7 protein-coding genes are annotated in these 14,166 nt (G+C 67.1%); 5 read left to right on the forward strand and 2 right to left on the reverse strand.

What is annotated here, in order from left to right:
- Positions 1 to 6: 6 nt before the first annotated feature.
- Positions 7 to 858: an alpha/beta fold hydrolase gene (locus FHS02_RS28945; RefSeq protein WP_137312135.1), complete on the reverse strand. Its 852-nt coding sequence runs from the start codon at positions 856 to 858 to the stop codon at positions 7 to 9.
- A 140-nt stretch (positions 859 to 998) separates the two neighbouring features.
- Between FHS02_RS28945 and FHS02_RS28950 the strand changes: the two genes are divergently transcribed.
- The 5 genes from FHS02_RS28950 (at position 999) to FHS02_RS28970 (ending at position 11,026) form a co-directional block, all read left to right on the forward strand.
- Positions 999 to 1,850 carry a LysR substrate-binding domain-containing protein gene (locus FHS02_RS28950; RefSeq protein WP_175424666.1) on the forward strand — a complete coding sequence of 284 codons (852 nt, stop codon included), beginning with the start codon at positions 999 to 1,001 and terminating at the stop codon, positions 1,848 to 1,850.
- A gap of 199 nt (positions 1,851 to 2,049) precedes the next feature.
- On the forward strand, positions 2,050 to 3,795 hold the full coding sequence (locus FHS02_RS28955; protein ID WP_175424667.1) for an HAD family acid phosphatase: 1,746 nt from the start codon (positions 2,050 to 2,052) through the stop codon (positions 3,793 to 3,795).
- A gap of 429 nt (positions 3,796 to 4,224) precedes the next feature.
- A complete protein-coding gene (locus FHS02_RS28960) occupies positions 4,225 to 4,821 on the forward strand; it encodes a PEP-CTERM sorting domain-containing protein (RefSeq protein ID WP_229422464.1) in 597 nt (198 codons plus the stop codon).
- An 83-nt stretch (positions 4,822 to 4,904) separates the two neighbouring features.
- On the forward strand, positions 4,905 to 8,456 hold the full coding sequence (locus FHS02_RS28965) for a pectinesterase family protein (protein WP_137312137.1): 3,552 nt from the start codon (positions 4,905 to 4,907) through the stop codon (positions 8,454 to 8,456).
- A gap of 338 nt (positions 8,457 to 8,794) precedes the next feature.
- Positions 8,795 to 11,026, forward strand: coding sequence for a hypothetical protein (locus FHS02_RS28970; RefSeq protein ID WP_137312138.1), 2,232 nt, complete (start codon positions 8,795 to 8,797; stop codon positions 11,024 to 11,026).
- Between the two features lie 37 nt (positions 11,027 to 11,063).
- On the opposite strand, the gene FHS02_RS28975 is transcribed toward FHS02_RS28970, so the two are convergent.
- Positions 11,064 to 14,000, reverse strand: a complete 2,937-nt coding sequence (locus FHS02_RS28975) for a glycosyl hydrolase 115 family protein (protein ID WP_229422465.1) — start codon at positions 13,998 to 14,000, stop codon at positions 11,064 to 11,066.
- Between the last annotated feature and the right edge of the window lie 166 nt (positions 14,001 to 14,166).

Genomic DNA, 14,166 nt, shown 5'->3' on the forward strand with positions numbered 1-14,166 from the left:
TGCCGCTTAGCCTGCGATGAAGCCCTGCAAGGCACGGTTGAACGCCGCCGCATGCGTGGCGATCATGCCGTGCGAAGCACCCGCGATGGTGTGCTTTTCCGCGTGGCCGCACCACTGGAGAAGCTGCGCGACGTTGTCGCGGTACATGCGCGGGCTTTTCTCGCCTTCGACGAGCAGCACCTTGCAGCGCAGGCCCGCGGCGGCGGCCTGCGTGTAGGCCGGCAGCGGATCGCGGAATTGCTTCGGCAGCGTGGACGCGTTGTCGATGGCCATCCTGCGAAAGCCCGGCGGGCTCCTGCGCCAGGCACCCGGCATGCTGACGGAATCGACGAACATCTCCAGCCCGGCATCGATGGCGCCAGCCTCGATCAGTTCGGCCACGTTCGCGCGCAGCGCCAGCGTTGCCGCCGGCAGTTGCGCCTCTTGCATGCCGTCGACCTGCAGCGGACCGCCCGGATCGGCCAGCGTCAGGGACTTGACCAGGTGCGGATATTCGCGCGCCAGGTGGAAGGCCACGCAGCCACCGCGCGAGTGGCCCACCACGTGCACCGGTCCGAGTCCCATCATGGCGATGAAGTCGGCCAGTTCCTCGACGTGCGTGCGCCAGCCGAATTCGCCCGGCATGCGGTCCTGGTCGTCCGGCCAGTAGTGGCTCAGGCTGACCGACATGCAGAAGAACTGCTTCGACAGCACGCTGGCCTGGCTGTTCCAGTAGCGGTAGTCGCACAGGGAACCATGGATGAACAGCAGCGGTTCGCCATAGCCGGTCGCCACGTAGGGAACCCGGGTGCCCGAGGGCAGCGTGGCGAAGTACACCTCGGGGATGGCCAGGTTCGACAGGTCGGTTCGTGCGTTCATGTTCAAGCTCCTTTGACGCCACTATGCATCACGCACAAGACCAAGAAAATCGCATAATATTGATCGTAATTATCAGATTTTCTGATATTGGCTCGGCCATTGATCGACCATCGATCGACTATTGAAAGCAATGCATTGCCATGAAAGCACTCGACCTGGATGTCCTGACGATGATCGTCGCGGTGGCCGATACCGGCAACATCAGCCGTGCGGCGGAAGTCGTGCATCGCTCGCAGTCCGCGGTGAGCATGCAGATCAAGACGCTCGAAGCGGCGCTCGGCAAGCCGCTGTTCGTGCGCAAGCCGAGAAGCGTGACGCCCACGCAGGACGGCGAAGTGCTGCTGATGTACGCGCGGCGCATGCTGGCGCTGCGCGAAGAAGCATGGGCCGCCGTGGTGCGGCCCGATATCACCGGCCGTGTCGTCATCGGCGTGCCGGACGACTATGCCTCGTCGCTGCTGCCGGCGATCCTGAAAAAATTTTCGGCCACCTATCCGAAGGTCGAGATCCAGGTGGTCGGCCTGCCCAGCGTGGCGCTGGCGCCGATGGTCAAGGACGGTTCGGTCGACCTGGTCTGCGCCACGCGCGTCAAGGGCCTGTCGGGGGAATTCATCCGCTTCGAGCCGATGGTCTGGGCGGCCTCGCCCAGCGCGAACGACATCTGGCGCGAGCGGCCGCTGCCGATCGCGGTGTTCCTGCCCGGCAGCGTCGCGCGGGAAAACGCCATCCGCAGCCTGGAGCGGGCGAAGATCACGTACCGCACATCGTTTGAAAGCCCCAGCCTGATGGGGCTGCTCAGCATGGTCGAAGCCGGGCTCGCGGTGGCGCCGCTGGCGCAGTGCGCGGTGCCCCGGCACCTGACCCTGCTGGGCCAGGCGCAGGGCCTGCCGGAAATCGATGCACTGGAAGTCATCCTGGCGCGCAGCGCCAAGTCGCGGCGGCCGCCATGCGATTTCCTGGCCGAGCGGATCATGGCGGAACTGCGCCGCTGAGCGGGTGCCTGCTGCCGATGGACCGGCAAGCCCGCCGGCAGTGGCATGTTGAAGGGGCCTGTCGCAACGGCGCGTCACCGTACCGGCGCCACCGGCGAAAGCGTGGAAGTTATGGCAACACCATGCTAGATTGAAATTCCGCCCCGGCACCGTGCCGCCACGCGCCCATATCTCGACCGTCGCTACCATGGAGAGCCACATGTCCGTCGTCCAGAAGCCTGTCCGCCTTGCCATCGCCTTGTCCGCGTGCCTGCTGGTTTCGACGGCGCAGGCGGACCCGATTCCCGGGCCGCAGCGCCAGCTCGTCAACAGTACCCTGTGGCAGCAGCATGCGCCCGAGTATGCACTGATCAGCCGCGCCACCTTTGCGGCCGCCACCGCCGCGCTGAAGAGCGCGCTGGCATCGCGCGGGTCGGCCGCGATCGAGCAGCCCGACGGCGGCGCGGGCAAGCCGCCGGCGGTCATCGTCGACCTCGACGAGACCATGCTCGACAACTCGCCCTACCAGGCCTGGCTGGCGCGGCGCGGCGTGGAGTTTTCCGAGCCCACGTGGGATGCATGGATCGCGCTGAAGCAGGCCAGGGCGCTGCCGGGCGCGATCGAGTTTGCCAATGCCGCCGTGAAGAGCGGCAAGGTCACGCTTTTCTATGTCAGCAACCGGGAATGCAAGGATGCCGCGCATTGCCCGAACCGCAGCAACACGATGGAAAACATGGCCGCCCTCGGTTTTCCCGGCGCCACCGACCCCAGCCGGTTCCTGTTCAAGGTTCCCGGCGACCCGCGCGGCGACAAGGTCACGCGCCGCAAACAGATCGCCGAGAAGCACCGCATCGTCATGCTGGTCGGCGACGACATGCGCGACATCCTGCCGCAGGAAGACGTGAAAGCGCTTGCCGATCCGGGCTCCGCCATCGGCCGGCGGGCAGGCGACGAGATCGGCAAGCGCTGGTTCATCCTGCCCAACGCGATGTACGGCGGTTGGCTGAGCGGCCTGGGCAAGACCGCGGACGCGCAGTTCGCCAACTTGCGGGCCGCGCCGCTGCCGGCCGCCGATGCGCCCGTGCTGGCAAGCTGGAACCTGGCCTGGCTGCTGACGCCGGCGACCTACGACGAACTGCTGCCCGCCTGCCGCAAGACCGGCCAGATCCGCAGCAACGAACGCGCCATTCCCTGCACGCCGGGCCGTGACCCGATCCCGCAGCGGCAGGCGGCCGACTTCGATGCGCTGGCCACGGTCGCCGGCCGGCTGCATGCGGATGTCGTCGCGCTGCAAGAGGTGGACGGACCGGCAGCGGCGGCAATGGTATTCCGGCAGGGCTGGAAGGTGGACTGCTTCGTGTCGCGCGCCCATGTGCAGAAGGTGGGCTTTGCCATCCGCGAGGGCATTCCCTACCAGTGCAACCCTGAATTCGCCGCGCTCGATGTCGATGGCGCCTCGCGTGCCGGCGCCGACCTGACGCTGTATCCGGGCACGCCGCAGGCGGTGCGGCTGTTGGGCGTCCACCTGAAAAGCGGCTGCGTCGACGGTTCGCTGAAGACCAGCACCAGCGAACCTTGCAAGTCGCTGCGGCGGCAGGTTCCCGTGGTGGAGCAATGGGTCGATGCGCGCGCCGCGGAAGGCGGGCGCTTCGCCGTGCTGGGCGACTTCAATCGCGCCCTCGACCAGGATGCGAAATACAGCGCCGGGCCGGACGAAGCCGCGCCGGCCTCGGTGTTCCGCGCCCTCAGCGACGGCAAGCCGGCCGGCGCCGTGCTGCGGCGCGCCACCGAACGCTCCTGCTTCGATGGCGATCCCCACGACGGTCCGCCGATCGACAACATCCTCGTCAGCCAGTCGCTGGCCGAAGGCCGCACCCTCGACGCGGCGCACCTGCGTTACGACAAGGCGCTGGCAGAGGGCCGCATCCTGTCCGATCACTGCCCGATCCTGCTGCGCCTGCAGTAAGCCCTGTGTAGCGGGTGTTCGGCACCACCGGCGTCTGCGCCACTGGTGTCGGACACATTCATGTGTCGGACACCGGTTTCCTCGTAGATAGTCAGCCAGCGTCACGCAAAAACCGGTGTCCGACACCTGTGAAGCGGTGTCCGACACCGATGCTTCTGATCCTCCTGCGCCTCCAGTAAGCCGGTGTTAGCTGGCCGCAACAAGCGAATATATTGCAAAACCGGCCTGACCAATCTAGAATGGGCCTGACCGGATGTGCTGGCTTTTTTGCAACTCCGGCAGCATCACCGCAGCATTGACCGTCTTCGGGCAAGGCCTGGTTCAGCATGCCCCGGCCGCCCCCGAAGCGGCGCGGGACACGCGAGGTGTCCCACGGCGACCGCTCCCCGCGGCGCTTCCGACATCACAATAACCAGATCGGAGACATGCTTGAACACCCATGACCTTTTCAAGGCCCTGGCATTTACCGCCATGGGCACCGCCCTCGCCACCAGTCCCGCACACGCGAGCTTTTTGCCGCTGCAGAACGCCGTCATCACGGCCACCTACAACGGCGAAGCGGCCGGCATGCTGGGCCTCGACCACGATTTCGCCAGCGAACCCGGTTCGAACACCACCGGGCTGGATCCGACCGGCACGGGCGTCGAATTCCTGACGGCCGACTTCCTGTTCGGCATCGATTTCTCCGCCGACGGCGCATTGACCGTGATCGCCAACAGCGCGATCCCGACCGGCGCCTACAGCATGCGCTTCGACTTCGGCAACAGCCTGGCCAGCCCGATCAGCGCCTTCACGTTCGCCGGCACCGAGGGCGCCAGCGGCGTGCCGGGGCTGTCGATCGTCGATTCCCACACGCTCGCGCTCGAGCTGGGCGATATCGAATGGGACGAGTTCGGCGCCATCACGGCCCGCATCGAGACCGCCGCGGCGGTTCCCGAGCCATCGACTGCCGCGCTGCTGTTTGCCGGCATGGCGGGGCTCGCGCTGGCAAGGCGCCCACACCGCCGGCACCTGCACCGCCACTGACACCGTTCAGCAAGGAGCAACCCCGCATTGACAGGGCGGGGCGGCTTCGCACGTCAATTCGTTTCCTCCAACAGGAGCATCACATGCGATTTCCAGCATTCAAGGCGGCGCTGTGCGCCGCATTCCTGCTCGGCGCGGTGCCGGGCCACGGCGCCGATCCGGTCGATCCGGCGCGCCAGGCTGCGCCACTCGACGGGTGGGCCAGCCAGGGCGGCGGCACGCGGGGCGGTTCGGCCGCGCCGGCAGAGCAGATCTACACCGTGAACAACCGCGCGCAGCTGCTGGCGGCAATCCACAACGGCGGCACCAGCGCGAAGATCATCAAGCTGGCCGGCACCATCGACATGACCGAAGGCCAGCCGTTCGCCAGCAGCGCCGACCAGGCCGCGCGGGGCGCCATCCGCCTGAAAAGCAATACGACACTGATCGGCGGCGCGGCCAATGCCGGCATCGTCAACGGCCACATCGTGCTGTCGAACGTCTCGCAGGTCATCATCCGCAACCTGAAGCTGGTCAATCCGTGCGACGTTGGGCCCGTCTGGGATCCCACCGACGGCGCCACCGGCAACTGGAATTCGGCCTTCGACGCGATCGGCATCTCCGGGTCGGATCACGTGTGGGTCGATCACGTCAGCTTCACCGATGCGCCGGTCACGGACGACCTGCTGCCGGTCGAGAACGACCATGTGAAGCAATGCCACGACGGCGCGCTCGACATCACCAACGGTTCCGACTACGTGACGGTGTCGTACAACCTGTTCGAGCAGCACAACAAGAACAACCTGGTCGGCGGCAGCGACAGCGCCACCGGCGACGAAGGCAAGCTGCGCGTCACCTTCAGCAACAACGTGTTCCGCGACGTGGCCAGCCGTGCGCCGCGGGTGCGCTTCGGCCAGGTCCACCTGTTCAACAATTACTATGCCGGCGCGAAGGCGCACCCCGTGTACCCGGTGAGCTACGCCGTCGGCGTGGGCACCGCGGCGAAGATCCTGTCGCACAACAACGTGTTCGACGTCGCCGGGGCCGGCGCCTGTTCCGCCGTGGTCAGGGACTTTTCCGGCGCCATCGCAGGCGCGTTCCAGGACACCGGCTCGCGGCTGAACGGCGCGGCCCTCGGTGCCTGCGGCGTGCCCGCCAGCGCCGGCTGGACCCCGCCGTACGCATTCAGCGTTCGCCCGGTGGCGCTGGTGAAGGCCAACGCGCTGGCGCAGTCCGGCGGCGGCAAGCTGACGACCACCGTGACCGGCACCGGCAGCACGACGATCGACACCGGTCCGAGCCTGGCCTGCCCGGCGACCGGCCTGTATTTCTGCGACGATTTCCAGGGCGGCAATGCGGCGAAATGGGACCTGCTGCCGGTCGCCGGCCCGAACGGCAGCTTCCGCGTGCAGGATGAAGTGGCCGGCAGCGCGAACAAGGTGCTGCAGTACACGGCCGCGTCGACCGGCGGCGTGCTGGCGCTGATCAAGCCGGCCGGGCTGGACAAGGTGCCGTCGGGCGATTACTTCGTCGAGGCGCGCATCCGCCCGATGACCAACGGCACCACGGGCAACAAGCACCTGTACCTGGTGACGCGCTATGTCGATGCCGGCAACTGGTACGGCGGCGGCCTGAACGTGCAGAGCAGCACCTCCAGCACGCAGGTCGAGATCGCGAAGATGTTCGCCGGCGCGCTGAGCCGGCCGAAGCAGGTGCGCAAGCCGGTCGCAATGGATGGCCCGTTCTACACGGTGCGTTTCGAGATGATCGGCAGCACGCTGACGGTGTACCTCGATGGCGAGAACCTGGGCTCGGTGACCGACAGCGCCTTCGCCGCGCGCGGCCTGGTGGGCCTGTACACGGCCAACAAATCGTTCCAGATCGACGACGTGCGGATCGGCGACCCGGCCCTGAAACCCGCGCAGATGACGCTCGCCCCCGCCGTGACGACCTATGCCGCGGAGGCGGGCGACGTGCCGCTGCAGGTGACCGTGAATGCCCGCGCCCCCGACGGCACGGCGGACAGCTACACGGCGGTGTCGAGCAACCCGGCGGTGGCAACCGTCAGCGTGGACGGCAACGTCGCCACGATCACGCCGGTCGGCGGCGGCACGGCGAAGATCGTCTTCACGTCCGGCTCGGATCCGCTGCTGGTGCGCACGATCGACGCCACCATTGCCCCGCAATTCGTGCAGCCGGCGCAGACCTACACGCTCGACAATGCCGCATACCCGGCCGCGCTGGCCGATGCCGAGCCGGTCGACGTGTCGTTGAAACTCGTGTTCGACAGGCCGCCGGTACTGGGCAGCGGCGGCAGCATCCGCGTGTTCCGCAAGGCCGACGATGCGCTGGTCGACGTGGTACGGCTCACCGGCGAAACCGATGTGATCGGCCATGCCGGGCAGTCGCAGGTGCGCAAGGTGAACACGACGCCGATCCGGATCGACGGCAATGCGGCGACCATCCGGCTGCACGGCAACAAGCTCGAATACGGTACCGAATACTACGTCGCGATATCGGACGGCGTATTCACCGGCACCGCGCTGGGCGGCGTTCCGTTCGCCGGCATCGGCAGGCTGGGCAACTGGTCGTTCACTACCGCTGCCGCGGCGCCGGCGGGCGACACGGTCACGGTCGACGACGATGGCGCGGCGGATTTCCGTACGGTCCAGGGCGCGCTCAACCACGCGATGCAGTACTTCGACAAGGCCGCGCCGGTGACCATCCGCGTGAAGAACGGCACGTACGAAGAGCTGCTGTACCTGCGTGGCAAGGACAATGTCAGCATCACCGGCGAGAGCCGCGACGGCGTCGTGATCCGCTATACCAACAACGACTCGCTGAATTCGGGCACCGGCGCCAGCCAGGGGGCGGGCACCAGCGGGGTACGCGGCGGCCGCGCGATCATGCTGGTCGAAGCGGTCGACATGCTCACCCTGGAATCGCTCACCTTCAACAACACGACACTGCGCTCGCCGGCCATTTCGGCGCAGGCCGAAACGCTGTACTTCAACAGCGACGGCGGGCGGCTGGTGGCGAAGGACGCGGCCTTCCTCAGCGAGCAGGACACGCTGAACCTGAAGGGCTGGTCGTGGTTCTACCGCACGCTGGTGGCCGGCAATGTCGACTTCATCTGGGGCAGCAGCCGCGCGGCGCTGTTCGAGCAAAGCGAGATCCGCTCGGTGGGCGACACCACCAGCGCGACCAGCGGCGGCTACGTGCTGCAGGCGCGGGTGCCGACTGCCTTCGACAAGGGCTTTGTTTTCCTCGACAGCACGCTGACGCATGGTCCCGGCCCTGGGCCGCTGCATGGCGACGTGCCGGCCGGCGCCACCTACCTGGCGCGCAGCCCGGGCGGCACGTCGAGCTGGGACAACATCGCCTTCATCAACTGCCGGATGGACCGGCACGTTGCCGCGGTGGGCTGGGCCGGCCTTGGGGTGAACAACCAGCCGGCGCCGAACCCGGTCCAGCCGGACGCCGCCTCCGGCTGGCGCGAGTACGGCACCACCGACCTGGCCGGCACGCCGCTCGACCTGGCCGCCCGCGTGGGCGGATTCCAGCTCAGCGCCAGCGATGTGGAGGCAGGCTTCTCATCGCGCGCGAAGGTGTTTGCCGGGTTCGGCAACGGAGCAGGGTGGGATCCGCAGCCTTGAGGTTCAGTTGAAGTGCCTGCGCGGCGGCCGGGCGAGATCGCCAGGGTGGCCGCGCAGACCACACGCCGCTATCGGCAACGTCCGATCTATAAGTATTCTATTCATAATCCGGTCGAAAACAGGCATACACTCGATCAGGGTCTCTCTCGCGCCGTGCGCTCTGCCGGGGGCGCGACCGGTTCGCTAACCGCGTGCTGCGGCGTCCATCTTTCAGTTTCCACCTTCCGGCTTTCTGTTTCCGCTCTCTGTTTCCGCTCTCTGTTTCTGCTCTCTCTTCTCCGCTTTCTCTTTCCGATGTGCCGGAGGATGTCCGCGTCCTCACCATTCAGGAGCAGCCAATGAAAACGACCCATATCAGCCAGCCGGCGTTCAGTGCCTGGCGGCCCGGCGATCCCATGCTGGAGCGTATTCGGACCGAGCTTTCGCCGCCCGCCGAAGCGCCGCTGCAGAATTTCTACGGCGGCGGCTCGTCGGAGGATGTCGGCCTCATCGATATCCCCAAGCCGGAAAAGGACGATTTCAAGGGCCTGAGCAAGACGCTGCAATTCCTGAAGTTCACGGCATCCGAGCAGGAAGTGCTGTTCAACGTGATCGGTTCCACCATCAACATCGCCGCCGGCATCGTCTCGATCGTCGGCGCCGTGGGCGCGGCAATCGACCTGATGAACAAGCTGGGCATCCTGTCGCCGGCCGAGGATCCCGTGCAGGCGGCGCTGAAGCAGATCGGCCAGCGTGTCGAGCAGATCTACGGCTACCTGGCCGCGCAGGAACGGCGCGGCCTGTACAACCAGGCCCTTCTCTGGCGCGTCAACGGCGACAATGCCCGCAACGCCGTGATGAACGCCAAGACCTCGCGCTCGCCCGAGAACCTGCTGCAACTGGCCAACCGCGCGAGCGAACTGAACCAGTCCATCCTGCAGATGCTCGGTGCCGGCCGCATCGCCTTCCTGCGCTCGGTCTACGGCTACCCGTGGTGGGTTCCCTACGCGCAGACGCCGTACATGAAGACCGCCGGCGGTGCGCCCATCAACTACCGCGATCCCGGGCAGGAGCTGCAGGCGGAGATCTGGGATCCGGGCCACTATCTCGACGTGCTGGTCCGCTCGGTCCAGGACCGTATCGCCGTCGCCATGACGCTGGAACCGGCGTTCCGGTCGACCGGCTACGACCGCGCCGTGTTGCGGCAGATCGCCGATGGATTGCTGGCGTTCGCGCATACCTGGCGCGCATCGATCCTGGTTGCCGATCCCGTCTTTGCGCTCAATGCCGGCGGCACCATGCGCAGCCCGGAACTGGGCGCGCCGCCGGGCGTTCCCATCGGCGCGGTCGACCCGGTGACGGGGGTGTCGTCCTTCGAGCCGCAATGGTCGGGCTTTTCCGTCGAGTTCAAGCGCAGCTATTTTCCTGGGGAAGCGTGGGGCGGCGTGTGGGATGAGTCGCGGGCAACCGATCCCGCCGCCGCCCTGGCGGCGATCACCGCCGTGCATACGGCGGCGGTCGACAGCGTCGTGCGCGCCTGCGGGGTGGACAAGATGCTGCGCCTGTCGCAGCGTGTGCGCGAGCTGGCCAGCAGCCCGCAGGGCTCCGATTTCGTCAGGCTGCCGGACGCGAAATTCCGCCGGCCGCTGCTCGGCCTGGAAGGCTGGGGCATGGTGAACGGCAACAGCGCCGGCGAAGGCACGCCGGTGGTGGTGGACCTGGGGCGCCTGCGGCTGTTCTCGCCGGCACCCGAACGCACGTACGCGGGCATGCGCTTCAGGCTGCGCGGCACGAAGGAATTCAGCTTCAGCATGCCCCGGCGCGCCGACCAGTCGGGCATCCGGCTGGGCTACCGGCTGCGGGTCGGCGGCGCCGAGATCGGGCTGATGACGTTCGCCACCGCCGCCGATCGCTCCGGCGGCGATTTCCCGTCGGGCGCGATCGAAACGGACTGCGAGGTCGAGACCCGCGTCTACGACTGCGTCCAGAGCGCCCATGTCAGCGCTGCCGGGGAAGACCAGTTCGAGCGCAATGGCCGGATCGCGGGCACCGAGCGCCTGTTCCTGAACGAACGCGTGGGCAAGGCGAAATTCCGGGTCGAGGTCGGCTTCGTGCCGTTCAAGGGCGGCGATCCGTCGGCCTATGCCGGGACGGTGAAGGTCGCCATTTCGGCACTGGAGCCCGACAGTTTCCCCGATGCGGCGATCCTCGGTGTGATGGTGCTGGAAACGCGGGTCGGGGACGATTTTGCGCCCGAGGAGGTGGTCGCCGATTCGATGACCGTGCATCTCGTCCCCACCTACGTCGTCCTGGGTGCCGATTTTTTTGCCGACTATCGCGCCGCGGTCGCGCAGATGGCCAAGACGGTGAAGGAGCTCGACCGCAAGTCGATTCCGCAACGCGAGATCCCCACCGGTCCGCCCGACCCCGACCCGGCGTGGCAGGTGCGGGCGCGCGCCATCGAGGTGGAGCGCGGACTCGACCGGGTGCAGGACTCGCTCGCCCAGCAAAACATCCTGGCGCACGAGATCGTGGCGGCGAACATCGTGCCGGTCGAGATGGGCCGCGGCGAGTTACCGGGCCCGAGGTAGGCGCAGGCGGCGAGGTCTGGCGCGAGGACCGGCAGCGCTACCTGCCGGACACCCGCGGGCTTTCCGGCGGGCCCAGGTAACTCGGGCGCAGTCCGCCGGCATCGATGACCAGCCGTTGCAGCACCAGGCCCGGATCGAGCATCCAGAATTTCACCGTGTGCGTGCCGGGCCGGTCGACTTTGTGCGTGGTGACGAACTTCGCCACGCCGTCCGAGACGATGCGGCGCCAGTAGTCCTCCGTCCCGTCCGCATGCACATTGACTTCCTGCAGCGGGCCATCGTCGATCGAGACCGCGTAGCGGAAGCCGGCACCCGTCTGGAATTTCAGCGTGGGGCTCAGCACCGTGTGCAGTTTGACTTCGCCTGCGCTGAACAGGTGGACGTCGTATTCGAGGCGCATGCCGTCCTGCGCGGTCAGGGCAGGGGAGGCGGCCGGCAGCGGCGTCACGCCGGACAGCGTGTGGCCGAATCCCGGGATCGTCTGCCAGCGCCGGCCAGCCGGCGCATGCGAGCGGCTGTAGTGTTCGGCCTCGATGGCCACCACGCCGCCGGTCTCGACGTGGCCGCGCCCGGCGGTGCGCGCATGCACCGGCACCTTGACGACGACCCGCGCCTTGTCCGGGCCGTGCACGACCAGCTCGGCTTCCGAAATGCCGGCAGGGACGGCGTTCCAGTCGACGTCCACCGCGATGCGCTGTTCCTTGCGCACGGTGCCCGCGGCATGGCTGACCTTCAGCCAGGGCTGGCTTGCCGCGATGGTGTAGTCGAACGGCGCGCTGCCGCGGTTGAACAGGTCGATGTGGCGGGCCTTCTTTTCGTGGATGTCCAGCGCCGGCACGGCGAGCTGGCGGATCGGGAAGACCGGCCAGGCGATCGCGTCGCCCTGGACGGCCACGCCCATCCGGTCCGACGGGTGGATACCGTTCGGCGCCGCCAGCTGGCCGGGCTCCGGTACGCGCAGCTCGGCCACGGCCGGCATCACGTCGCGGTAGGGCTGGTCCCAGTTCGTGTAGCCGAACCGCGTCTGCGACATCATGTGGTTCCACTTGCCGTTGCTGGTGCCCTGCTGGTAGCGGCGGGTCAGCTCCGCATCGCGGCTGAACAGCTGCCGTACCCGCGCAGCCATGTCGTTCGTCGTCACGCGGCCCTGCCGCGCATACAGCTGGTTGCGGCCCGCCGAGACGACCATGTCGAGCGCGTTCGCGGAAGCGAGCACCGGGTATTCGACCAGCTGGAAATACGCGTCGCGCATGGCGGGCGGCAGCGCCTGGCCGATGCGCCGCGCCTCGTCCGCCAGCGCGTTGTAGTCCGCCACCACGCGTTCCGCCTCGTCATAGTTCGCCAGGCTGTAGGTGTCGGGCGCCAGCTGTTCCGGGCGGCGGCGCGCATTGTAGCGGGTGTACCGGTCGACGATCTGCGCGATCCGGTCGGCATGCTGCGCGCCGAACTCGCGGGCGGCCCACTGCCGCAGGTAGCCGGGCAGGCTCTCGGCAGGCCAGCCCGCGGGGTTCCAGGTATAGGCCATGAAGAACTCGGTCGGCACTTCCATCGGCTTCAGGTCGCCCACGTTGACGATCCACATCCGGTCGGCACCGAATTCATCGGCAAGATTCATCTGCTCCCAGACCTTGCCGATCTGCGTGACGTTCAGCCACTTGTAGGAACGGGGAACGCCGACGTAGTCGAAGTGGTAGTAGACGCCCGCGCCGCCGCTGCGCTTGCGCTCTTCCGCCGTCGGCAGCCGGCGGATGTTGCCCCAGTTGTCGTCGCACCAGAGCAGCAGCATGTCGTCCGGTACCCGCATGCCCTTCTCGTAGTAGTCCTGCACTTCCTTGTAGAGCGCCCACAGTTGCGGCACCTTCTCCGGTTCGCGCTGCCACTCCTTCCGGATCAGCTCACGCTGGTCCGCGACGATGCGTTCCAGCAGCCCCACGTTGGCGCTCTCGGACATCGGTTCGTCGCCGTCCCCGCGCATCGCCATCGTGATCACGCTTTCGTAGTCGCGGGTATTGCGCAGGCCTCCGGCCCAGAACTCGCGCAGCGTCTCGCCGTTGCGCTGGTAGTCCCATGGGCCCTTGCCATGGCGGTGCCATTCCTGCTGTGCGCGCATCATCGGTTCGTGGTGCGACGTGCCCATCACGATGCCCATCGTGTCGGCCAGTTCGCCGTTGCCCTTGTCGTCGTCGTAGAACGATGAGTACCACATGGCCGGCCACAGGTAGTTGGCGCGCATGCGCAGCATCAGTTCGAACAGCTTCTCGTAGAACCGCCGGTTGAAGCCGCCGAAGCGTTCCTTCGCCCAGTTGGTCAGGGCAGGGGCTTCGTCGTTCAGGAAGATGCCTCGGTACTGGACCGTGGGTTTTTCCGTGATGCGCGTGCCCAGCGGCACGCTGAGCGCGCGATGGCGGGGAATCGGCACATCCGCCCACCAGTGCCAGGGCGACACGCCGATCTGTTCGGACAGCGTGTAGATCCCGTAGATGGTTCCCCGCTTGTCGCTGCCGGCGATCACGACCGCGCGCTTCACGCCGGGCATCGGATCGGCGACCGTCTGGATCACGAAGCCTTCCCACTGGCCCGCGAGCTTCGAAGCGTCGATCCTGCCCTCGCGTGCCAGGCGGTCGATGACGTCATGCCGGCCCAGCGTGCCGGCGATGATGACGTCGCCCGCCATGGAAATGGTACCGGTAACCCACTGTGGCTTGTGGCCGCTCACTTTGCCGATATCGCCTTGCAGGTCGCGTGCCGCGCGCAGCACGCCGGGAAAGTCGCCCTCCGATACCAGCAGGGGCGCGGTGCGCCCGTTCGCCGCAAGGATCACACCTTCCCGGCTATGCAGTTGTACGAATTGCGCCGTGCCCAGCGCCTGTGCGGCGGGAGCTGCCAGAAGGCAGGCCAGAGTGGCCACGGCAGCCATCAAGCGCGCCTGCAAAGGCGTGCTACGGCGCGATCTGGCGCTCATCCATTCGATCATTTTGTCTCCTCCGGGATGTCATGATGTTCGCTACCATCATTTGTTGAATTTTTGTTAGCGCAAACAATGTAGCGCTCGATGGTAGCGGTGTCAACGATTCGTCTCGCATCGATGTCATGCCTTCCGCGACCAAGTTTCCAATCCGTCGCACTTTCCGGCATGGCAG

The sequence above is a fragment of the Pseudoduganella umbonata genome (assembly GCF_014192225.1).
In the GTDB taxonomy this organism is placed as follows: Bacteria; Pseudomonadota; Gammaproteobacteria; order Burkholderiales; family Burkholderiaceae_D; genus Rugamonas; species Rugamonas umbonata.

Excerpts from the sequence above, each read along its gene's own strand:
- FHS02_RS28950 (WP_175424666.1), top strand. The coding sequence starts at position 999 with ATGAAAGCACTCGACCTGGATGTCCTGACGATGATCGTCGCGGTGGCC.
- FHS02_RS28945 (WP_137312135.1), bottom strand. The coding sequence starts at position 858 with ATGAACGCACGAACCGACCTGTCGAACCTGGCCATCCCCGAGGTGTAC.
- FHS02_RS28975 (WP_229422465.1), bottom strand. The coding sequence starts at position 14,000 with ATGATCGAATGGATGAGCGCCAGATCGCGCCGTAGCACGCCTTTGCAG.
- FHS02_RS28965 (WP_137312137.1), top strand. The coding sequence starts at position 4,905 with ATGCGATTTCCAGCATTCAAGGCGGCGCTGTGCGCCGCATTCCTGCTC.
- FHS02_RS28955 (WP_175424667.1), top strand. The coding sequence starts at position 2,050 with ATGTCCGTCGTCCAGAAGCCTGTCCGCCTTGCCATCGCCTTGTCCGCG.
- FHS02_RS28970 (WP_137312138.1), top strand. The coding sequence starts at position 8,795 with ATGAAAACGACCCATATCAGCCAGCCGGCGTTCAGTGCCTGGCGGCCC.